The organism is Pirellulales bacterium (assembly GCA_036499395.1).
GTDB lineage: Bacteria > Planctomycetota > Planctomycetia > Pirellulales > JACPPG01 > JACPPG01.
In genome coordinates this window covers 45,079-66,453 of sequence record DASYDW010000012.1, presented here as the reverse complement: position 1 = coordinate 66,453, position 21,375 = coordinate 45,079, and the positions used below count along the sequence as shown (strand labels likewise).

General features: G+C 62.3%; 18 protein-coding genes. 14 read left to right on the top strand and 4 right to left on the bottom strand.

The annotated features are described in order from the left end of the window. Positions 1 to 662: 662 nt before the first annotated feature. Positions 663 to 1,949 (bottom strand): PP2C family serine/threonine-protein phosphatase, encoded by a 1,287-nt coding sequence (locus tag VGN12_02740; GenBank protein ID HEY4308346.1) that lies wholly within the window; start codon positions 1,947 to 1,949, stop codon positions 663 to 665. 412 nt (positions 1,950 to 2,361) lie between these two features. On the opposite strand from VGN12_02740, the gene VGN12_02735 reads away from it, so the two are divergent. Further along, positions 2,362 to 3,114: a PEGA domain-containing protein gene (locus VGN12_02735; GenBank protein ID HEY4308345.1), complete on the top strand. Its 753-nt coding sequence runs from the start codon at positions 2,362 to 2,364 to the stop codon at positions 3,112 to 3,114. A 110-nt stretch (positions 3,115 to 3,224) separates the two neighbouring features. On the opposite strand, the gene VGN12_02730 is transcribed toward VGN12_02735, so the two are convergent. Genes VGN12_02730 through VGN12_02720 form a run of 3 tightly spaced genes read right to left on the bottom strand, consistent with a single transcriptional unit; the run spans position 3,225 to position 6,025 of the window. Next, positions 3,225 to 4,382 carry an MlaD family protein gene (locus tag VGN12_02730; GenBank protein ID HEY4308344.1) on the bottom strand — a complete coding sequence of 386 codons (1,158 nt, stop codon included), beginning with the start codon at positions 4,380 to 4,382 and terminating at the stop codon, positions 3,225 to 3,227. A gap of 18 nt (positions 4,383 to 4,400) precedes the next feature. Beyond that, positions 4,401 to 5,246: an ABC transporter ATP-binding protein gene (locus VGN12_02725; GenBank protein HEY4308343.1), complete on the bottom strand. Its 846-nt coding sequence runs from the start codon at positions 5,244 to 5,246 to the stop codon at positions 4,401 to 4,403. Beyond that, on the bottom strand, positions 5,243 to 6,025 hold the full coding sequence (locus VGN12_02720) for an ABC transporter permease (GenBank protein ID HEY4308342.1): 783 nt from the start codon (positions 6,023 to 6,025) through the stop codon (positions 5,243 to 5,245). The genes VGN12_02725 and VGN12_02720 overlap by 4 nt, the downstream gene beginning before the upstream one ends. Positions 6,026 to 6,483: 458 nt before the next feature. On the opposite strand from VGN12_02720, the gene VGN12_02715 reads away from it, so the two are divergent. The 13 genes from VGN12_02715 (at position 6,484) to fabD (ending at position 21,371) form a co-directional block, all read left to right on the top strand. Further along, positions 6,484 to 7,245, top strand: a complete 762-nt coding sequence (locus VGN12_02715; GenBank protein HEY4308341.1) for a DJ-1/PfpI family protein — start codon at positions 6,484 to 6,486, stop codon at positions 7,243 to 7,245. Positions 7,246 to 7,519: 274 nt separating this feature from the next. Continuing rightward, a complete protein-coding gene (locus VGN12_02710) occupies positions 7,520 to 8,407 on the top strand; it encodes an NAD(+)/NADH kinase (protein HEY4308340.1) in 888 nt (295 codons plus the stop codon). A 178-nt stretch (positions 8,408 to 8,585) separates the two neighbouring features. Beyond that, on the top strand, positions 8,586 to 9,944 hold the full coding sequence (locus tag VGN12_02705; GenBank protein ID HEY4308339.1) for a hypothetical protein: 1,359 nt from the start codon (positions 8,586 to 8,588) through the stop codon (positions 9,942 to 9,944). Positions 9,945 to 10,205: 261 nt separating this feature from the next. Continuing rightward, the gene (locus tag VGN12_02700) at positions 10,206 to 11,114 is read left to right on the top strand and encodes an alpha/beta hydrolase (protein ID HEY4308338.1); all 909 of its coding nucleotides are present in this window, start codon (positions 10,206 to 10,208) and stop codon (positions 11,112 to 11,114) included. A gap of 334 nt (positions 11,115 to 11,448) precedes the next feature. After that, complete coding sequence (locus VGN12_02695; protein HEY4308337.1) at positions 11,449 to 12,351, top strand: PfkB family carbohydrate kinase; 903 nt, start codon at positions 11,449 to 11,451, stop codon at positions 12,349 to 12,351. A gap of 28 nt (positions 12,352 to 12,379) precedes the next feature. Beyond that, on the top strand, positions 12,380 to 12,958 hold the full coding sequence (gene thpR / locus VGN12_02690) for an RNA 2',3'-cyclic phosphodiesterase (protein ID HEY4308336.1): 579 nt from the start codon (positions 12,380 to 12,382) through the stop codon (positions 12,956 to 12,958). 288 nt (positions 12,959 to 13,246) lie between these two features. Continuing rightward, positions 13,247 to 14,341, top strand: a complete 1,095-nt coding sequence (recA, locus tag VGN12_02685) for a recombinase RecA (GenBank protein ID HEY4308335.1) — start codon at positions 13,247 to 13,249, stop codon at positions 14,339 to 14,341. 95 nt (positions 14,342 to 14,436) lie between these two features. Next, entirely contained in the window at positions 14,437 to 15,933 is a 1,497-nt protein-coding gene (locus VGN12_02680; GenBank protein HEY4308334.1) for a trypsin-like peptidase domain-containing protein, read from the top strand. A 100-nt stretch (positions 15,934 to 16,033) separates the two neighbouring features. Continuing rightward, positions 16,034 to 16,435 (top strand): hypothetical protein, encoded by a 402-nt coding sequence (locus VGN12_02675; protein ID HEY4308333.1) that lies wholly within the window; start codon positions 16,034 to 16,036, stop codon positions 16,433 to 16,435. Positions 16,436 to 16,578: 143 nt separating this feature from the next. Further along, positions 16,579 to 19,200, top strand: a complete 2,622-nt coding sequence (alaS, locus tag VGN12_02670) for an alanine--tRNA ligase (GenBank protein HEY4308332.1) — start codon at positions 16,579 to 16,581, stop codon at positions 19,198 to 19,200. 30 nt (positions 19,201 to 19,230) lie between these two features. Next, positions 19,231 to 19,671: a hypothetical protein gene (locus tag VGN12_02665; protein HEY4308331.1), complete on the top strand. Its 441-nt coding sequence runs from the start codon at positions 19,231 to 19,233 to the stop codon at positions 19,669 to 19,671. A 246-nt stretch (positions 19,672 to 19,917) separates the two neighbouring features. Continuing rightward, on the top strand, positions 19,918 to 20,097 hold the full coding sequence (rpmF, locus tag VGN12_02660) for a 50S ribosomal protein L32 (GenBank protein ID HEY4308330.1): 180 nt from the start codon (positions 19,918 to 19,920) through the stop codon (positions 20,095 to 20,097). Between the two features lie 365 nt (positions 20,098 to 20,462). Further along, complete coding sequence (fabD, locus tag VGN12_02655; GenBank protein HEY4308329.1) at positions 20,463 to 21,371, top strand: ACP S-malonyltransferase; 909 nt, start codon at positions 20,463 to 20,465, stop codon at positions 21,369 to 21,371. Positions 21,372 to 21,375 lie beyond the last annotated feature (4 nt).

Below are 21,375 nucleotides of genomic sequence, written 5' to 3'. Positions count from 1 at the left end.
TCGCCAGTCGACCGTTTGCGAAGCTGCACGGCTGCAGGCCGCCGCTTCACACGCATCGACGAGTCACAACATGGTACGCCGCTACTGCCGCTGCGTGGCAACGATCGCGCCGAGTGATTGAATCTTTCGTGCACTCGGCGGATTCCATCCTGCACGCGGTGAGGAAAGGATCGGTTTGCGGGTCCTGCGATCTTTAAACCGCGCGAGATCGATGCATCGCGCAGTCCAGGTCCTCGGGACGGGCGACAGGGCAAGAACTAGACCCATTTGCCGCCGAACGTCGTTAACAATCCAATCGGCCCTCAGGCCGAAATCGGCTAAGGGCGACTATGCCACAAACGCTGGCCTAATTTCTAGAGGAAAAATAGCGGGCAGTCGGCAGCGGGCAGTGACGAAGAAACAGAATGACGAAAGTCTAATGTCGAAAGAAATCTGAATGACGGAATGACGAATGGGGTGCCGAAACATTTGCCGCGTTGGTGCAACTCGCAGAACACCGCGCTGCGACGAGCGCTTCGTCATTCGACATTCCTCATTTTGTTTTCTTTAGACATTTGAGATTAGACATTCGACATTGCCAGAGAACCTTCGCTGGCGCTTCGGGCTGGTGTTTGTCCCTATTCACTGCCGTCTGCCGTCTGCCGTCTGCCTGCTGCCCACTATCATCCGCCTGCTTTGCCCTTTCCTTGTTGGCGGAGTTGGTCCATCATGGAGGTGATGGCGTAGCAGTGGGCGCGGACGCTCTCGGTGTAGTCGTGCTTGGCAGTGGCCGTTGCGGCGCGGGTGAGATGCACGTTGAATTGCTCCCAATTGATTTGCCAGCCTTCTTCGGCCGCGGCGTCGCGCAGTTGTTTAACGACCTTGGCCAGCCGTTCGACGATGTTGACATTCGCCGCGCATTGAACCGAGCGATACGGCCCTTTACCGAGTTGGGCTCCCTCGAGACGGCCGCCCGAGCCGATCGAGTAATGCTGCACCGCGATGAAGATGGCGGCCAGCACCGCGGCCACGCCGGTCGAGGCGGCGACGGCCCACTTCTGCAAAAAGGCCATCGACAACGCGACGAGCACCAGCACGGCGAGAGTGATCCACGAGGCGAGATGTATTTTCTCGGCATCTTTCTTGGGGCGCGTGCGAGCCGGACCGAGTGCGGAATCAGCACCGGCGCTCGTCAACGACCGCAAGACGCGGACCGCGATCACGGTGGTGTTGTCAGGCCCGCCGCGCAGGTTGGCCAGGTCCACGAGCGTCTGGATCGCATCGCGCGGGGGAAGCGCACCCAGAATACAACCGATCTCGTCGTCCTCGACCTGGCCCGACAGTCCGTCACTGCAGAGCAGGAACGCGTCTCCCGGTTCGACGGCGAACGGTCCTTCCAGGTCGACTTGCACTTGCGGGTAAGGACCGAGCGAGCGAGTGATGATGTTCTTGGGAACGTTCAGTTGGATTTCACTGTCGCGCAGCTTGCCCGTGGCTTGCATCTCCCAGACCAGGCTGTGATCGAAGGAGAGTTGATCGAGCCGGTTGCCGCGCAGGCGATAGACGCGGCTGTCGCCGACATGCGCGACGACGGCCCCCTCGGGCAGCAGCACCAGGGCGCTGCTGGTGGTGCCCATGCCGCGAAAGTCGGGATTACTCTGCCCACGGCCGAAGACGCGCTCGTTGGCGTCGTGAAAGGCTTTTTGAAGAGCGTCGACCGGGGATTCGTCCGGCGCCTTGAAATAGGTGAGCGAGACGAAGTCGGTGGCCATCTTACTGGCCAACTCGCCGGCCGCGTGGGCGCCCATGCCATCAGCGACCATGAACAGGTCGCCGCGCCGCAGCCAATCGATCTCTTCAGGCGATACGACCGTGACGTACGAATCTTGATTGTTGGCGCGACGAAGACCGACGTCGCTTATCGCGGCGTAGTCAATCGCCTCTCGCCATTCTCGTGCTGGAGCAGGCATCAATGATCCGGTCGCGCCAGTGCTGCCGTCTTGCCCAATGGGGTGCTCTGGCTAGACAGCCCACTATACTCATCTTAGCTCCTGAGGCGAGGGGTAATAGCGGCTTCATGCTGTCATGTCGAAATTAGACGAATTGCGACCAACCGTGGACGGCACTTGTAACAGCGCGACCTGTCAGCATCGGCCTGGATGCCCACTGCGGGCCTCGCTATACTCCGCACCTCATTTCTTGACGTCAGAGTCGCCCGAGCGACACGGCATTCGGCCGGGTCCGCGGGCAAAATTGCGAGGGCACAGCGCCTCGCTCCTATCGGATTCTTAGCCACTACAACAGAGAATCGTCGTGCGAAGGCGATCGAACTTTCGCGCGCCGGCGAATTCCTCGCATATCGAAACCACCGGATAGCGCCGCGTGACAGCGACGAAATTCAGCTCGCGACCGACTGTGGGTCACGGCGTCCTTTGGGCCGCCGCGCTGGTGGTAGCGCTGACGGCCGGCTGCGTGCAGCGCCGCCTGACGATTCGCTCGAATCCACCCGGCGCATTCGTCTATGTGGACAATTACCCGATCGGCACGACGCCGGTATCGACCGATTTCGTTTACTACGGCAAGCGGCAGATCCGGCTGGTGCGCGACGGTTACGAAACGTTGACCGTGGACCAGAAGATCAAGGCGCCGTGGTACGAATGGTTCGGCATCGACTTCATCAGCGAGAACCTGGTGCCGGCGAATATTCGTGACGAGCAGACTTTGAGTTTCCAGATGGTGCCGCAGCAGGTACCGTCTAACCCGCAACTGACGGCTCGGGCCGAAGAGCTGCGCGCGAGCAGCCAGGCGCAGCGCTACGTGCCGCCGCCGGTTCCGTTGGCTCCGCCTCCGGGCGCTGTTCCTCCACCGCCACCGCCGGGCGTATTGCCACCGCCGACGATCGGTGCGCCGATCATGGTGCCGCAGCAGCCGCCGGGCAACCGTATCCCGCCCCCATCGACCAGCCAGCCGACGTTGTTGATGCCGCCGCCGGGGGTGAATCAACTGCCGGCTCCTGGGGCGAGCGCGCCGCCGACCGGTTACGGCGCACCCCCGCAAGGTTATGCATTGCCGCCGGGAGTGAGTCCTCCGCCGCCGCAACAGCAGAATGCGGCACCGCTCTTTCCGTTGCGGTAACGCCGACGCGCCGTTTGATGCGACGCGTGGTTCGGTGGCAGAGTTCCGTGGGAAGAGCATGCTCATGCCTGCGGCAAGAGCATGGCACCCAGATGGCAATGCGACCGCGATTAGTGCGGCATCGGTTGTGGGCTCCAGATCGGGGTCGAGCTGGTCCACGGTTGTTCTTGCTGCAGCGTGGATGACGGTGAGAACAAACCTTGCTTAGCACCGGTGCTGGGGCTGAGCGCGCCGCGCACGCCGAGGACTTCGGGGTGCCGGGCAATCTTGTTTGAGAACTCGCGGGCGTCGCGCACGATGGGCTGCAACTGCCGCGTGAGCGTTTCGATATTCGCCACCGACGAGCTGACGCGGTTGTACAGCTCGGGGTTATTGATCAACTGACCGAGCGAACCGTTGGGGTCGTTGATCGAACCGCTGAAGGTCTCGAGCTCGGTCATCACGCGATCCAGCTTCTGCATCGTCCGATCGATCGTCTCGACCAGCTCGGGCCCGCGCTGTCCGAGCGGGCGGGTCAGGCCTTCCATGTTTTGCAGATTGCGGTCGGCCGCTTGCAGCGTGACCTTGAAGCCATTGATGGCCTCGTGCGTGTCGCGCAGGATCTCCGGCAGATCACTCAACGATTGCTTGAGCTTGTCTTGCGTATTCTTGTCACCGATCACCTCGTTGGTGTTGACGGCCACCTGGCGGATCTGGTCGAGCGCTTCCTCGGCCTTGCTGACGACGCGCACGATTTGCTCGTCGTTGTTTTCCAACAAGTCCGAGACGCGATGCGCCAGCTTGCCGATTTCATCGCTGGTGGTCGAGACGCTGGCCACGGTAGTAGCCAGGATTCCTTCGAGGTTGCTAATGGCCTGGGCCGGATCGACGCTCGATATGCCCAGGATGCGGCTGCCGTCCTGGATCGGTTCCTTGGGAAGCTTGTCGTTGTAGCCCACGAACTGGATCACGGCGTCGCCCCCCAAGAGTGAGCTGCCGACCTGGCAAATTTCGTTGGTGTACAGCTTCACGTGCGAGTTGATCTCGGCCGTGATCAGCACGCCGGTATCGTCCAGCTCGACCTCGGTGACGCGGCCGATGAGGATGCCCGACTTGCGCACCGGCGTATCGCGCGAGACCCCGAGCGCCTGGCGAAAGGTGATATAGACAGTGTTGCGCGGCGTGGTGAAATTCGGCAGCGAGCCGAACAACACCACCAGGATGCCGGCGATGATGAACGTCGCCAGCACCATCACACCAACCCGAAACTGTACGACTCTTTCGTCCATGATTGAATCTGTCCGGGTTTAGCTGTTACTGCGGCTGGCGGCCAATTCGCGCATTTCCATCAAGCGCTCGCCGGCCTCGCCGTGTACGAATTGCCAGACGCGCCGATCGGAACAATCGTCGAGTCTCTTGGGCGACCCGTCGTAGATCATCTGCGCGTCATCGGCGCCCAGGCGGGCCAGCGGAAAGAGCATGACAACTCGGTCCGCCACCTTTTTGGCCGTGTGCATATCGTGCGTCACGACGATGCTGGTCACGGGGTAGCGCTCGCGGGTGCGGATGATCAACTCGTTGATCACGTCGCTCATAATCGGATCCAGCCCGGTGGTGGGCTCGTCGTAGAGCATGATCTCGGGATCGAGCGCCAGTGCCCGGGCCAGGCCGACCCGTTTGCGCATGCCGCCGGATAGCTCGGCCGGCTTCTTGGCCAGGGCCGTGGTCGGCAGCCCGACCTCGGCCAGGCGCTCGACGACGATGTTGCGAATTTCGTCGGGCGATTTGCGGGTGTGCTGGCGCAACGGGAAGGCGACGTTCTGTTCGACGTTCATGCTGTCGAACAGGGCCGCCTGCTGAAACAGGAAGCCGAAGCGAATCCGTTGCCGCGTCAGCTCTCGGTCGCCGAGCTTGATCAGGTTCACGCCGTCGAATAGGACCTCGCCCCGCGTGGGATGGACCAGACCGATGATCGTCTTCAACAGAACAGTTTTGCCGCAACCGCTTTCGCCGATCAGCCCTAGGGTCTGGCCGCGCGGTACGTCGAGATTGATCTGGCGCAGCACGCGCTGCCGTCCGAACTGCACGTACAGATCGCGCACTTCGACCAGGTTGCGGTTGCTCTGCTCGAATTTCGGCGATTGAGTGCTCACAGTAATGACGTCCCCTGCGGCCAGAGGAAGTAGTAAACCACGTCCAGCGCGATGCCCATGAAGAAGTCGATCATCAGGATCACGACGAACGAGTTGACGAAAGCGCTATAGGCGGCGCGGCCCACGCCTTCGGCCCCGGGGTCGCAATGAAAACCTCGATGGCAACTGATCAGCGCGATCGCGGCGCCGAAGAACAAACTTTTGAAGACGCCGCCGAACAGGTCGAACGCGCCGACGAATTCCTGGGCGTTTTCCCAGTAATGATGGTTGTCGATGCCCAGCAGTTGCGTGCTGTAGAACCAGCCGCCGACGACGCCCATGAAGTCGGCCATGATCGTCAGCGTGGGAATCAGGACCAGGCAGCCCAGGAAGCGAGGCACGACCAGGTATTGCACGGGATTGGCTCCCATGCTCGATAGCGCGTCAATCTGCTCGGTGACGCGCATCGTGCCTAGCTCGGCGGCCATGGCGCTGCCGACGCGGCCGGCCAGCATCGTGGCGGCGAGCACCGGCCCCAGCTCGCGCACCAGCGACATATTGATGATTGCGCCGAGCCGCGTTTCCAGATGGACAATGCGGAACTGCGAATAGCTTTGCACGGCCAGCACCATACCGATGAACGTCCCGGTCAGGGCGACCACCGGCAGGCTGAGCACGCCAATCTGATAGAAGTTCGGCAGCAGCGTTTCGCGCCGCGGCATGCGCGACACCAGCCACAGGAAGGTGCGGCCGCCAAACATCATGATGTCACCCAGCGCCGCCACCCAGGTGATAACCATGTCTCCCAGGTCAGCGATCCAGGCGGCGACCGCGTGCGAGATCGACCAGCGGCGATCTCCAGGGTGCAGCGGCGCATGGGTGGCATCAGCAGGCATGACGAATTCGACCAGCGAGGTGATGAAGTGCGAGGCCGGCGCAGCAGGAACCGCTAGCGCCAGGGAAATGATAGGCGTCCAGGATTACTTCGTCCTGGGTCGACGTGCGGCTGCAGGAGGGTGACCGCTTGGTAGGGCTCGGTGATTTGCAGCCCTTGGGGGATCACGGTAAATCGCGAATAAATTCCCCTCGATCGCAAGCAGGCAGGTTTGTAACGCTTCGGCGGTGAACCTTGCTAGCGTGAGGTTGTTCGTTAAAAAGCAGGAAGTGGCGAACGCTGAGCGGATCGACTACGATTTCCTGCGGCTGGCGTGTGCGGTAACTGCTTTCACGAATCTCACGTTACCCGAGGGGACTTCTCATGGGCACGCTAGCACTGCCGTCGCGCGCTGCGCTTCTTAACATTCGATCTTTGTTTTCTGCGCTACTCCTTGGCGCGATTGTATTCACTCCGCTCGTTGGCGCGGCCCGGGCGGCTGACGGGGCGAAGCCGGTGGACAAACCGGCCGATGCAAAAGCAACCCGCACGCTGGGCGTGGTACTCTATCCGCGCTTCGAGCTGTTGGACGTTTATGGCCCAGTCGAGATGTTCGGCGCGCTCGGTCAGCGCGTGAAGATCGTGATGGTCGGCTACCAGGCCGGACCGATCGCCAGCGCGCAGGGGCCGAAGGTCGTGGCCGATTATTCGTTCGCGGATTGTCCACCGCTCGATCTGCTGCTGGTGCCGGGCGGGTTCGGCACGGCCACGCAACTCGGAAATGAACCGCTCTTGGCTTGGCTGCGCGAACGGGCCGAAAAGGCCGAGATCGTGATGAGCGTTTGTTCCGGCTCGGCGCTGTTGGCCAAGGCCGGCTTGCTCGACGGGCGGCGCGCGACCTCGAACAAGCAGTTCTTTCAATTCGCCGAGAAGCAGGGACCGAAGGTCCAGTGGGTGAAAGAAGCTCGCTGGGTCGAGGATGGCAATCGCGTAACGAGCTCGGGCGTGTCAGCCGGCATGGATATGGCGCTGGCGGTGATTGCGCGACTGTACGGCGACGAAGCGGCCCAGAAGATCGCCGACGGCACCGAGTATCAGTGGCATCGTGACGCGAACGTTGACCCATTTGCGAAGTTTGCCAAGTGATTTTCGAGTGGGGCGTTTTTCGGTTGCTGTTTTTTGGTGCGGGCATGTTTATTCGCCTTTGGCGAATAAACAGCGCACTGAATTGCGATTGGTGTTCGGTGGGAATTTCGCTACCGGTGGGCTCGGATGTGAAAGAAAACGGCCCTCACCCAGAGGGAGAGGGGTTAAGCGATCGTGCTCGCCTCGCAGGGGAGAGGGCTCACCCATCCGCAGCGGTGCCGGATATGGGCGGTTTCGCTTGCCCGTTGGGATTGCTCTGCGCTATGATCGGTACATGACTCGAGCCCAGCTAGATACGTCGACGTTTCCCCAGAGCGGCCGCCCGCGCGTGATGGTGCTGGGATATGGCGAGCGCACGCAGGTCAGCGAACAGGCCGAACAGTTTCGGCCGGTGATCGCCGCGAGCGCCGATATCGCATTGTGGGATCTGGCGTTCGTCGAACCGCTCAACAAGGTCGAATCCGATCTGGCGATCGTCTTCGGCGGCGACGGGTCGATCCTGCGCGCCGCGCATCAGATGGCTTACCGCCAGGTACCGGTCGTGGCGGTGAACTTGGGAAAGCTCGGATTTCTCGCCGATCTTTCTCCTGAAAAGTTCCTGGAAGCGCTGCCGCACATCTGTCGCGGCGAGTATCGCGTCGTCGAGCATCTGATGTATGAATGCACGATCGAGCGCGAGGGGAAGGTCGTCTGCCAGCACCTGGGGCTGAACGAGGTCGCGATCCTGGCCGGGGCGCCGTTTGCGATCCTCGACATTCATCTTTATGTCGATGCCGAACTGGTCACCACCTATAGCTGCGACGGCCTGTTGATCAGCACGCCGGTCGGTTCGACGGCGCACAGCCTTTCGGCGGGCGGGCCGATCCTTCGCAAGGATATGCAAGCATTCGTCGTGCTAGCAATCAGTCCGCACACGCTGACGAACCGCCCGGTGATCGATTGCGCCGAACGGCGCTATGAACTGGTGGTGCCGCAACCGCACGAAGGGAGCGCCGTGGTGGTCGACGGCCGGGCCGTACACAAGCTGGCGGCCGGCGATCGGGTGCGGGTCGAACGGGCCGAGCCACGATTCAAGCTGGTCGAAGTTCCGGGTCACGGGTATTATCGCACCCTTCGCGAGAAGCTCGGCTGGGGCGGCCAGTTGCATTTGAACGATCACTGAGTCAATCGCAGATCGTTCGGCCCTTTCGGTTTTGAGCATTCTCGCGCCGAAGATTGGATTGTGTGCGGAGCACACGATAGATCTGCGCCGTCGATCCGGCCGTACCCGCACGGCTGCTTGGCGTGCGATTGATAGACAAATCATTGGTCCTCCACTGACTCGAAAGGACGCGAGCAGGATGAGCCGCAACGCATTTTCCTTCTGCCTGGCGCTGGCCATCGGTCTGAACTCCTTGCCCACGGCGATCGCCGGCGAGGAAGCCGCGCCGGACAAAGCTGCCGAGGCGCCCAAGTATTTATTGCGGTACTCGTTCCGGCCGGGCGAAAAGATTCGCTGGAAGATCGTGCATCAGGCGCTCGTGCGCACCACGGTCTCGGGCACCACGCAAACGGCCGAGACGCGCAGCGAGTCGGTCAAGCTGTGGCAAGTCAAGGAAATCGACGAGACCGCCGGGCAGGCCACGTTCGTGCATTCGGTCGAAAGCGTCGACATGCGGCAATCGGTCAGCGGCCGGCAGGACGTGCGCTATAACAGCGAGACCGACCAATTCATTCCGGCGGAATTCGAAGACGTTGCCAAGGCCGTCGACGTGCCCCTGAGCACGATCGTGCTCAGCAACCAGGGGCACGTCGTCAAGCGACACGAAGAACGCACTCAGCCGCATGCCGCGAATGCCGAGATGACATTGCCGTTGCCGGACAAGGCCGTAGCGGTGAACGATAAGTGGTCCTTCCCGCACGACACCAGCGTGCGCCAGAAAGACGGTAGCAACAAACAGGTGAAGACGCGGCAAGACTTCACGCTCGTCGAGGTCGACAACGGCATCGCCACGATTCGCGTCGAGACGGTCGTGCTGACGCCGATCCGCGACCCCGCGCTCGAGGCGCAATTGATTCAGCACGTAACCGATGGCACCGTGCGGTTCGACATCGCCGCCGGCCGCGTCGTCGGACAGCAAACCGACATCGACAAGCGCGTGATCGGCTTTCAGGGGGAAGCGAGCAGCCTGCATTACGTGACGAGATTCACCGAGGAGCTGCTGCCCGAGGTGGCTGCGACCGCCAGCCGTGCGCCGGTGGGCAAGGAACGGCTCGCGCCCGAGAAGGTGACCGAGACTGTCACGGAAGAAACCGTTGTGGCCGAGACAGTCGCCGAAACGGTGAAGGAAGAAGAAGCGAAGCCGGACGAAGTCGCGGCGAAAGTAGACATCCCGGCCGTGACGACCGAAGAACCGGCGCTGACAAAGCCCGCCACCGAGGCGGCCGCGGAAAAAACGGCCCCGGCCATGACAACTCCGGACAAGGCCAAGCCGGCAGTCGTCGTGGCGCCGGGCAAGAAGACGGCGCCGGGCACGCGCCCCGCCCCGCCCCCACAGCCCAACACCAAGACGACCACTCGCAACGGCGCCAAGCCAGCCGCGAAGCCCGGTGCAAAGCCGGCTACGAAGCAGGCCACGAAACAGGCCACGAAACAGGGCACGACGTCGAAGACCAAGACCGGCAGCAAGCCGGCCACGACACAGCAGCAGCGCCGCTAGGTCGGCCCTTCTGTAGCCGGGGTATGCGACCCCGGAGCGGCATAGTGATGCCCCGGCCTCGAAGAGGCCAGCTACGGAACCGGGCTACAGAAGTCGAGGCGCAGATTCTCAACCTCGCGGTTCTCCTGCGAGTTGCTGGCCTGGTGCATGGCATTGCGCGATTCTCCGCTTTAGAATCGTCGCACCGCGGGATGGGTGAATCGCATCGTCTCGCGTCGCCCCTTCTGCGCCTTCGGCCGCGATATCTTTCAGGAGAACGCCATGCACTCGCACTGCCTCAATACCTATCAATCCAAACGTCGCTGGCTGGCCACGGCCATCGCGCTGATTCTTGTAGCTACGGCGTTAGATTCGCGGGCCCTGTGCGCTGACGAGCCGGACGTCGACTACGAAACCGACGTCGTGTACGGCAAAGGGGGCGATGAAGAATTGAAGCTCGATATCGCCAGCCCGAAGGGGCTCGATCATCCGGTGCCGGCGCTGGTGTTCATTCACGGCGGTGGCTGGCGGGCCGGCAACCGACAGGATCTGACCGGGCTGATCAAACAGGCCGCGGCGCGCGGCTATGTGGCGGCCACGATCAGCTACCGCTTCGCGCCGAAGTATTTGTTCCCTGCGCAGGTCGAAGACGCCAAGTGCGCGGTGCGTTATCTGCGCAGCGTCGCCAAGGAACGGCATATCGATCCCGACAAGATCGGCGCCATCGGCATGTCGGCCGGCGCACATCTGGCCATGATGCTGGGAACGATGGGAACCAGCGATGGACTGGAAGGCGAAGGGGGCAACTCGGATCGTCCCAGCCAAGTGCAGGCGGTTGTGAGCTTTGTCGGGCCCTGCAACCTGGTGGGCGAGTTCCCCGAGATGTCTACGCAGATTCTGGCCGGCTTCGTCGGCGGCCGACCCAGCGAAAAGATCGAAGTCTGCAAACAGGCCTCGCCGATCACGTATGTTTCGAAGGGGGATTCCCCGATGCTGCTTTTCTTCGGCACTCGCGATCCGTTGATCCCCACGGACCAGGCGTATCAGATGACCACGGCGCTAACGAACGCCGGCGTCCCGGCACGCGTCGAACTGATCATCGGCGCAGGCCACGGCTGGGTGGGCAAAGAGATGAAGCATTCGATCGAAGAGACCTTCGACCATTTCGATCGCTATCTGAAGGGATCGTGACGCGGGTCGAGCGGCGTTGAGAAGACGACCACGAATGACACGAACATGAGATCGTGAACTGTGATCGACCATCGCGATTTCTTCCCATTCGCGTTAATCGAGTCATTCGTGGTGAGCTGCAATTGATTTGCATGTGGCGACGGCCGTCGCGCGTCGCACCCTTACCCTGCCCACTCCCAGAGGGAGAGGGGTCTCCAAAGCCTGGTGCCCCGATATCGGAGTGACGGCCGGGGGCTGTGTCTTGCATGTGGGCCGGTTTGGTCCATAATCTGCCGGCACGCGGGGATTTTTTTCGGGGGCGATTCGGCACTTTTCTGGAATTGGTGGGGACGGAATGTCTTTATTGGTGTGGGGATCGGTGGCGCTGGATAGCGTCGAAACGCCGACGGCGAAGCGCGATAACGTATTGGGCGGATCGGCCGTTTTCTTTTCGTATGCGGCCAGCTATTTCACGCCGGCCAGCCTGGTGGCCGATGTCGGCGACGATTGGCCGGCCGAGCACACGACGCTGCTCGAATCGCGCGGCGTCGATACACGCGGCTTGAACGTTCTGACCGGCGAGAAAACGTTTCGCTGGAGCGGCAAGTACATGCCCAACATGAACGACCGCGAGACGCTGGAAGTTCACCTCAACGTGCTGGGCAAGTTCGACCCGGTCATGCCTGAGGAGTATCGCCGCTCGCGATTCGTGTTCCTGGGGAATGGCTCGCCGGTCATCCAGCGCAAGGTGCTGGAATGCGTGCCCGATGCCGAGCTGGTCGTGGCGGACACGATGGACCTGTGGATCAATATTCAGCGAGACGAGCTGTTGGACCTGTTCAAGCGGATCGACGGACTGGTGCTGAACGATAGCGAAGCTCGGCTGTTAACCGGCGAAGAGAACCTGGTCCGCGCCGGTCACGCGGTGCGGGCGCTGGGGCCGAAGTTCGTAGTTGTGAAGAAGGGGGAGCATGGGGCAATGTTCTTTGGCGAGAACGAAACCTACGTTATGCCTGCCTATCCCACGCCGGACGTGATCGACCCCACCGGCGCCGGCGACAGCTTCGCCGGAGGCATGATGGGCTACCTGGCTGAGCAGAAGAAATTCGACCCCGAGACGCTAAAGACGGCCCTGGCGTACGGCACGCTGGTGGCCAGCTTCACGGTCGAAGATTTCAGCCTCGAGCGGATGAAGAAGATCGAACGGGCCGATTTGGAACGCCGCATGACGGAATATCGGCAGATGCTCAGTTTCTAGCCTGCTCGGCAGGGAAATTCGTGATGTCATGCAAAACAGCGTGCGGACCTTCATCGCCGTCGAAATATCGTCCGAGGTGCGTTCACGCGCCGCGCGGCTGATCAGCCAGCTCGAGGCGACCGGCGCCAATGTGCGCTGGGTGAAGCCTGAGCAGATGCACCTGACGCTGAAATTTCTGGGGGACGTCGACATGCGCGAGATCCCCGAAATTTGCGCGGCGGTGTCGCAGGCCACAGCCGATGTGCCGCCGTTTTCGCTGCGGATGGCCGGCGCCGGGGCGTTTCCCAATTTGTCGCAGCCACGCACGATCTGGCTGGGTGCGGACGACGGAGTCGACGAGATCCAGGATCTGCATCAACGGCTGGACCAGTCGCTGGCCAAGCTCGGCTTTCGCCCCGAGCCGCGGCGCTTTCGCCCGCATCTGACCATCGGGCGGGTGCGAAACGCCGATCGCGGTATGGCCGAGATGGCGCGGCTGCTCGAAGAGCACGCGAATTTCGTGGCCGGCGTTATCGACGTCGACGAGGTTGTGACCTTTTCGAGCGAGCTGGAGCGAGCCGGACCGAATCACGAGACGCTTGCCACGGCCGAACTGGGCGGGTCCTAAGTCGTGGGGCGAGGTCCCACGCCGTGGGGCGATGGCCAGAAAATCATTGCCGAATGCCTGCGGTCGGCACCATAATGTCGGCCGCCCGACGGCTCGGCCGGGCGGGGCAAAAATCCGCGAATTTCTCTCTTGAAGGAGGTAGTGTACACCGATATAGTATTCATGCGTTCACTGGTTCATCACAAGAGGCCTGTGAATCGGCCGGCCTTGGCCGGGATTCGCGTGGCGTAAGCTATTACCAGAACAAGGATTGTGCGCATGGTTACCGCGGTGAAAACGAATCATCGTATGGTCAAAAAAGAAGGTTCCACGACGAAGCCGGGGCGGAATGCCGAGAAAGAGACGCCCAAGTCGGTTCTGGATAGCAATGCCCCGCTGAAAATTGCCGTCGCCCAGATCGAAAAGCAGTTCGGTGAAGGGGCGATCATGCCCCTGGGCATTGAACATGGCGGACAGATTCAGGGCATTTCCACGGGCAGCCTGTCGCTGGACCTGGCCCTGGGGGGCTCAGGGGTGCCCAAGGGGCGCATCATCGAAATTTTCGGCCCGGAATCGAGCGGCAAGACGACCCTGGCCCTGCACGTGGTGGCCCGGGCCCAGCGCGCCGGTGGCATTGCGGCCTTTATCGACGCCGAGCACGCTTTGGACCCCAGTTGGGCGAAGAAGCTGGGCGTGGAGCTCGAGACGCTACTGGTGAGCCAGCCGGGAAGCGGCGAAGAGGCGATGCAGATTACCGAAATGCTGATCAAATCCAACGCCGTGGATGTGATCGTGATCGACTCCGTAGCGGCTCTGGTTCCGCAGAAGGAACTCGACGGGGAAATCGGCGATTCGCACGTCGGCCTGCAGGCCCGGCTGATGAGCCAGGCCCTGCGTAAGCTGACCGGGGCGATCGCTAAGAGCAAAACCTGCGTGATTTTTATCAATCAGATTCGCGAAAAAATTGGCGTCATGTTCGGCAGCCCCGAGACGACCCCCGGCGGCCGGGCGTTGAAGTTTTACAGCTCGTGCCGGATCGACGTCCGCCGCATTGGGCAGTTGAAGGAAGGCGAGGACGTCGTCGGCCAGCGGGTGAAGGCCAAGGTAGTGAAAAACAAGGTCGCTCCGCCATTTCGCGTGGCAGAGTTTGATATGATGCATTCTAACGGCATCAGCTACGAAGGGGACGTCCTGGACTTGGCCATGGCCCAGAAATTGGTCGTTCGCTCGGGAGCCTGGTTCCGTTACGGCGAGGTGCAATTGGGCCAGGGACGCGAGAAGACGCGAACCTACATGGTCGAGAATCCCGCCTTCGTCGAGGAGCTGAAGCAGAAGATCATGTCGGCCGGGGCCGTGCCCCCCTTGGCAAGTCCTGGGGAAGCAGCCAGCGACGACGCCGAATAACCTGTGGGCCGTATCGTGTTTGATCCGCGGCCCCGAGATTCCAGGTGCGTTCCTAAGGGGGCGTCCGCCGGGATTGCGAAAGGGACGGATAAGACATGAGCGGAGCGCGGGCAAGTTTGCACCGAGCCATCTTGTTTGGTCTATGTGCGGCTGTTTTTTCTGCGAGTGCGCTGGCCCTGCCGGCACGCGCGTTGGCGGCGGACGAGCCCTCGGGGCTGGCCGCCGCGGTGGCGCTGGAAGAGGTCCTGATCGCGGCCATCGCGCGCAGCGAGAAGTCGGTCGTCAGCATCGCCCGGGTAGCCGACAAGGGGAACGGGCTGGCCGACACGCAGCCGAACTTCTTCGGCCGGCAAGGGCTGGGACAACAGCAGCAAGGTCCCAACGATCCGGAGTTCGTTCCCACGGCGTTTGCCACGGGTGTGATCGTCGGCAAAGGCCTGGTGCTGACGAATCATCACGCGCTTGCGCTGGATGAGAAAAGCCATTTCTATGTGGCCACGGTTTCACGCAAGGTCTATCGGGCCGAAGTGAAAGGGGCCTCGCCCTACAGCGATCTGGCGATTCTGGAAGTCAAAGAGCCCCCGCCGGATGACGATTTCGTGCCGATCACGTTTGGCGACGGGACGAAGCTGCGCAAAGGTCAAATCGTGATCGCGCTTGGGAATCCATACGCGATTGCCCGCGACGGTCAGGCCAGCGCCAGTTGGGGCATCGTCGCGAATCTGCAGCGCAAAAGTCCGCCGATCGTAGGCGACAACGGCGCGCCCAGTCGGCCGACGCTGCAGCATTTCGGCTCGCTGATTCAGACAGACGCGAAGCTGAACCTGGGGACTAGCGGCGGCGCACTCTTGAATCTGCAAGGCGAGATGATCGGGCTGACCACGTCGCTGGCGGCCGTGGCCGGCTATGAGCAGGCGGCCGGTTACGCCATTCCGGTCGACGAAGCCTTTCGCGAAACCGTCGATCGATTGAAGGTCGGCGAAGAACGGACGCATGGGCTGCTCGGGATCACGTTCCGGCGTGACGAGGGAATGCCGGGTAATGGCGTTCGCGTCGACATGATCTATGCGGCGGGCCCGGCCCGGCAAGCCGACATTCGCCCCAACGACGTCATCAAGAGCGTCAACGATCAGCCCATTCGGGACGGCGATGATCTGATGTTGAACATCGGCCGATTGCCGGCCGGCAGCCCGGCGCGCATCACGCTCGAGCGCGGCGGCCGGATTTTTCCGCGGCGCGTGACGCTGGCCAAATTTCCGGTGCAGGGGAACATCGTCGTCACGAAGCCGGCTCCGGCCTGGCGCGGACTCTCGGTCGATTACGCCACGGGCATGATCGAATATCAATCGCGAGTAAACTCAGGCGACGCGCCGGCCGACCCCTGTGTGATCGTGCGCGATGTGACCGAAGGGAGCCCAGCCTGGGAGGCTGGCCTACGGCGTTTGATGCTGGTGAGCCATGTAGGCGGTGTGCGGGTCGAAACGCCGGAAGAATTCGCCAAGGCTGTCGCCGACAAGGATGGGGACGTGACGCTACGTCTGGCCGCCGCCCCCGGCAAGACCGACATGGTCACGGTGCATCCGCAGCCGTAGCGCGATCGCGGCACCGAACCCGACGCGCGCCTTTCTGGTCCTCTATCTCGTGGCTCGCGATCGCTAGCGGACCACTCGGACGAGTACAGGACACGATTCCGTGAAGATGCAGCGCCATCGGAGTTTTAGGCTGACCCAGCCCGAATACATGCGCGGCAAGCGCATGAAATGGCGTCTGGTTTTCTTGACGTGGTTGAGTTCGCTGCTGTCGATCGCTGTAACTGTGCTGTCGTTATTTGGATGCGTGACGCTTCGGGACTTCCTAGCTGGTGCGGCCGCGTGGCCCGCAGCGCTCGATGTGGTGGCGGTTTGCACGAGTTTCGTTGTCGCTATTTTCGCGGGTTTCTTAACATACCTCGGCCTGAAACGGCTATACGTGCGCAAAGGGCTACTGAGCCCCGAAGAAGCGCGGTCATTTGGTGAAAAGCGACACTGGCCTGACGAGTCGTGGTTGGAACCAAAACCTGGAAGCACGACGGAATCTGCTGAACAAAGGCCATAGGCGCTATCCCAACGTTGATGCGCGACCCGCGTACAGACAATTCACCAGTTGGCACACTGCCCGGCTCCGCTGGTCGCGTTTGGCGGGCCCCGCTATGATGGCCGGTTTCTGATAAATCCCGTGGCCGCCGAGCGCGAAATCCGATGAAGACGGACGAATTACGCGAAAAATATTTAACCTTCTTCGAGTCCAAGGGGTGCGTCCGCCGCCCCAGCGACGTGCTGGTCCCCACCTGGGATCCGTCGGTGTTGTTCACGCCGGCCGGCATGAACCAGTTCAAGGATCACTTCCTGGGCAAGTGCAAGCTGGACTTCACCCGCGCCACGACCTGCCAGAAGTGCCTCCGCACGGGGGACATCGATAATGTGGGGCGGACGGCCTACCACCACACGTTCTTCGAGATGCTAGGCAACTTCAGCTTCGGCGATTATTTCAAGCGCGAAGCGATCCACTGGGCTTGGGAATTCCTGACCAGCAAGAAATGGCTTGGCCTGCCGGGCGGGCAGCTCAGCGTATCTGTCTACGTCGACGATGACGAGGCCGCCAAGATCTGGACTGACGAGATCAAGCTGCCCTCGAACAGGATCGAGCGCTTCGGCGAGGACGACAACTTCTGGCCGGCCGGCGCCCCCAGCCAAGGGCCGGATGGCGTGTGCGGGCCGTGCAGCGAGATTTTCTTCCACTCGAACGGCGGCTCCGTCGAAATCTGGAACCTGGTGTTCACGCAGTTCAATCGCGTCGGCAATCCGCCCGACAACTTGCGGCCGCTGCCGAGCAAGAACATCGACACCGGCATGGGGCTCGAGCGCGCCGCGGCCGTGATGCAGGGGGTCGAAACGAATTATCACATCGATACCTTGCGCCCGCTGGTCGAGGCGGCCGGCGAGGTGTGCGGCGTGAAGTACGACCCGGCCAGCGAGCATGGCCGGCGGTTGCGGCGGATCGCCGATCACGTGCGGGCTTGCACCTTCGCGATCCACGAGAACGTCTATCCCGGGCCGAATAAAGAGAAATACGTCGTTAAGCGCCTGCTGCGCCGCGCGGTGCTCGACGGGCATCAGATCGGTTTGCACGCGCCGTTCCTGCACCAGTTGGTGCCGAAGGTGGTCGAGCTGATGCGCGGGCCGTACCCCGAGCTGGCCGAGACCGTGTCGCGTGTCGCGCAGGTGATCTCGAAGGAGGAAGCGAACTTCTTCTCGACAATCGACGGCGGACTGGACCGAATCGATCGCGTCTTCCGCGAGATGGGGCGCACCGGCCGGGTGATGGTCTCGGGCGATGAAGCGGCCGACATGTACACGACGCACGGTTTCCCGCCGGAGTTGTTCGAGACGCTGGCGGCCGAGCGAAATTTCACGTTCGATTGGTCCGGCTATCGCGCGGCGATGGAACGACACGGCGTCGAATCAGGCGGCGGGCAAAAGGTCGAGCTGTTCCAGTCCAGCCCGCTCGACGCACTCAAGAAGGCGATGCACGGCAGTGAATTTCTGGGCTACGAAACGCTCGAATCGACGGCGCGCGTCGTGGGGCTGATCGCTCAGGACAAGTTGTGCGACTACATCGACGAAGTCGGACACTCGCAGCCCGTCGTGGTGGTGCTCGACAAGACGCCGTTCTATGGCGAAAGCGGTGGGCAAGTCGGCGATACCGGCAACCTGGTGGCCGATGGTGTGCGATTCGAAGTTACGAGCACGCTGCGCGAAGGGGGATTCATCCTGCACGTCGGCCATTTGCGGTCTGGCATCTTGAAACAGGGGGCGACCCTCACGGCACGCGTCGATGCCGAGCGTCGCGCGGGGATCGTGCGGGCGCACTCGGCCACGCACATGCTGCATTACGCGCTGCGTACGCACCTGGGGCAACACGCCCAACAGCAGGGATCGAAGGTCGACCGGGACTGGCTGCGGTTCGACTTCACGAACCCGAAGCCGCTATCGCGCGAAGAGCTGCGTACGATCGAGTCCGAGGTGAACGCCCGCGTCATTTCGGCGTCGCCGGTGGAGTGGACATCGATGCCGATTGCCGATGCGCGAAAGCTGGGGGCGATGATGCTCTTCGGCGAGAAATATCCGGACGTCGTGCGGGTCGTCTCGATGGGGAATTTCAGCAAGGAATTGTGCGGCGGCACGCATCTGACCAACACCGGACAGGCCGGCTTGTTCAAGATCGTAAGCGAAGAGAGCGTGGCGGCCGGCACACGGCGCATCACGGCCGTCACCGGGCCCGCGGCGATCGAACGTGTACAGAATGAAGAGGCCGTGCTGGCCGAAGTGGCCGCGACCTTGAAGATACCGGTCAGTGAAGTGGCGGCCCGCGTCGCGGCGCTCGCGAAGGAAGTGCGCGAATTGAAGAAGCAGCCGGCGCGCGGCCCGGCAGGTGAAGAGATCTCGCCCGACAAGCTGCTGGCCGAGGCCGAGGACGTCTCGGGCACGAAAGTGATCGTGGCCGAGGTGCCCGGCGGCGATCCGGCGGCATTGCGTCAGTTGATCGACGTGCTGCGCCGCAAGGGGCCGCCGACGGCGGTCTTGCTGGCCAGTCACGAAGAAGGAAAAGTCCTGTTGATCGCCGGCATCAGCCGCGACCTGGAGCAAAAGGGCGTTCATGCCGGCCAGTGGGTTAAGGCCGTGGCCGAGATCGTCGGCGGCAGTGGCGGCGGGCGCCCCGACATGGCGCAGGCCGGCGGCAAAGATCCGGCGAAATTGCCCGCGGCGCTGGAAAAAGCGAGGCAGACGATCCATGATCAGTTGGCGGCGAACGTGGGGTAGTGCTTGCTGATTGTGGCGCGAGGGCAGCGCATGGTCACGCGAACGAAATTTCTGATCGCGGGTGCGTGCTTTCTGGTTGCCGGCGCATGTTCGCCGATGCTCGAGCTGCTGGGCGCCAACTCGCAGTTCGTCTTGTGGGCGGTGCGGCTTTGTAGCGCCGCGTTCCTGTCGCTGATCGTGGCCTACTTCATCGCCTATCGCCGCGAGCGGAGTGGTGGGAAGTTTCAGATCAGCATTCGCGAATTGCTGGGCGTGATGGCGCTGGCGGCGCTGTTGGCCTGGGCCGCGCCCGGAGGGAATCGTGCCCTGGTGGCGGCGATCATCGTCGAGGGGCTGTTAATCTACTGGCGCGTCTGGATGCGCCGTAACGAGCCGTTCAGCTACCCGGGCATGGCCATCATGGTGCTGCTACTGTTGCACTTCGGCCTGTGCGTGATGATGGCCGGGTTCTGGGTGGCGCGGCTGGTGTAGCCGTGGCGTGAGCTGCGTGATTTCTGTAGCAGGCCTTGTGAGCCTGAGTGAGTCGTTTGGTGCCGCTCCGGGCTCGCAGAGCCCGGCTACAGACGGGCGTCACTGAGGATTTTGGGGGACGGCGGGGGGTGTTTTGACCGATTGACAGCCTCGGCATCGCCCCCTAAAGTGAGTCGTTTCCGAGAGTTCGAGCAGGCTTTGTTGGTGCCCTGGCGCGTCGTCGCGGGGACCTGAGGAATCGCGACCATGGCCGTACCAAAACGCCGTCAATCGAATATGAAGACTCGTAGCCGCCGGGCGCACGACTTCAAGACGCCGCCGCAATTGCATTACTGCCCGCAGTGCAGCACGGCCCTGCCGTCGCACGTGATCTGCCCGAATTGCGGCTATTACATGGGCCGCGTCATGGTCGAGCCGGCTGAATAGCCGTCGGCCTGGCGAATAGACGTCGGGCGGGCAGGGATTCTGCGGCCTTCTCCAAAGATTGAACTTCGGTGCGGGACTGCGCGCCTGCGCTGGGCAAAGGGCGTTCGCATTAGTGGGGGGCGGGCGTCTCGCCCGCCTGCTCGCGGAATGTCGGTCTGCAGGCGGGACGCCTGAACCACAAACGGGACTTGCACCACAATTGGACGGCTGCACCCCTTAGGCCGTGAGCTGGTCTTGCGCTTGCGCGGCAGGTTGTTAAACTACGCGTGCTTATTGCTAGTGGCTTTTTTTGCCGGTGCGCTTTCGCGGAGCGCATGGCACGCGGTGATTTGCCCCTCTCCACAATCGTAGAAGGAACACCACGGGTGTCGAAGATCGCCTTCTTGTTTCCTGGTCAGGGTGCGCAGCACGTCGGCATGGGGGCGGCGCTCGCTGAGAAGCTGCCGGCCGTGCGTCAGTTGTACGATCGCGCTAATGCAGTGCTCGGCTTCGACCTGGCCAAGCTCTGCTTCGAAGGGCCGGCCGAAGAGCTCGATTCCACGGTCTACAGCCAGCCGGCGCTCTTCGTCACGAGCCTGGCGGCGCTCGAAGCCCTGCGGACCGAATCGCCCGACGTCGTGCTGTCGTGCGAGGCCGCGGCCGGTTTGAGCCTGGGCGAGTACACGGCTTTGACGTTCGCCGGCGTGCTGGATTTCGAGGACGGGCTAAGGCTTGTCCAATTGCGCGGCGCGGCGATGCAGGATGCCGCGGACGCGGTGGCCAGCGGCATGGTCAGCATCCTCGGCATGGAACGCGTGCAGGTGCAGACGGTCGTCGATCAGGCTCGCGGCGGTGACGTTTTGGAAATCGCGAACTTGCTCTGCCCAGGCAATATCGTCATTTCGGGAAGTAACGCTGCCTGCGAACGGGCGGCCGAACTGGCCGAGAAATCGGGCGCGATGAAGGCGGTTCCGCTGGCCGTGGCGGGGGCCTTTCACACCAAGATCATGGAGCCGGCTGTGGCGCGGCTCTCGGCCGGATTGGCCAAGGCCAAGATGCACGACCCGAAGATTCCGGTCGTCTCGAATGTCGACGCCGTGACGCATGCCAACCCAGAAGAGATTCGCGCCCTGCTCGTCAAGCAGGTGGTGAACCCGGTGCGGTGGGAGGATTCGCTGCGATACTTGCTTGGCCAGGGATTCGACCAGTTTTACGAGGTCGGCCCGGGACGGGTGTTGCGCGGCTTACTGCGGCGAATTGATCGCAAGATTTCTTGCCAGAGTGTGATGGACTAACAGG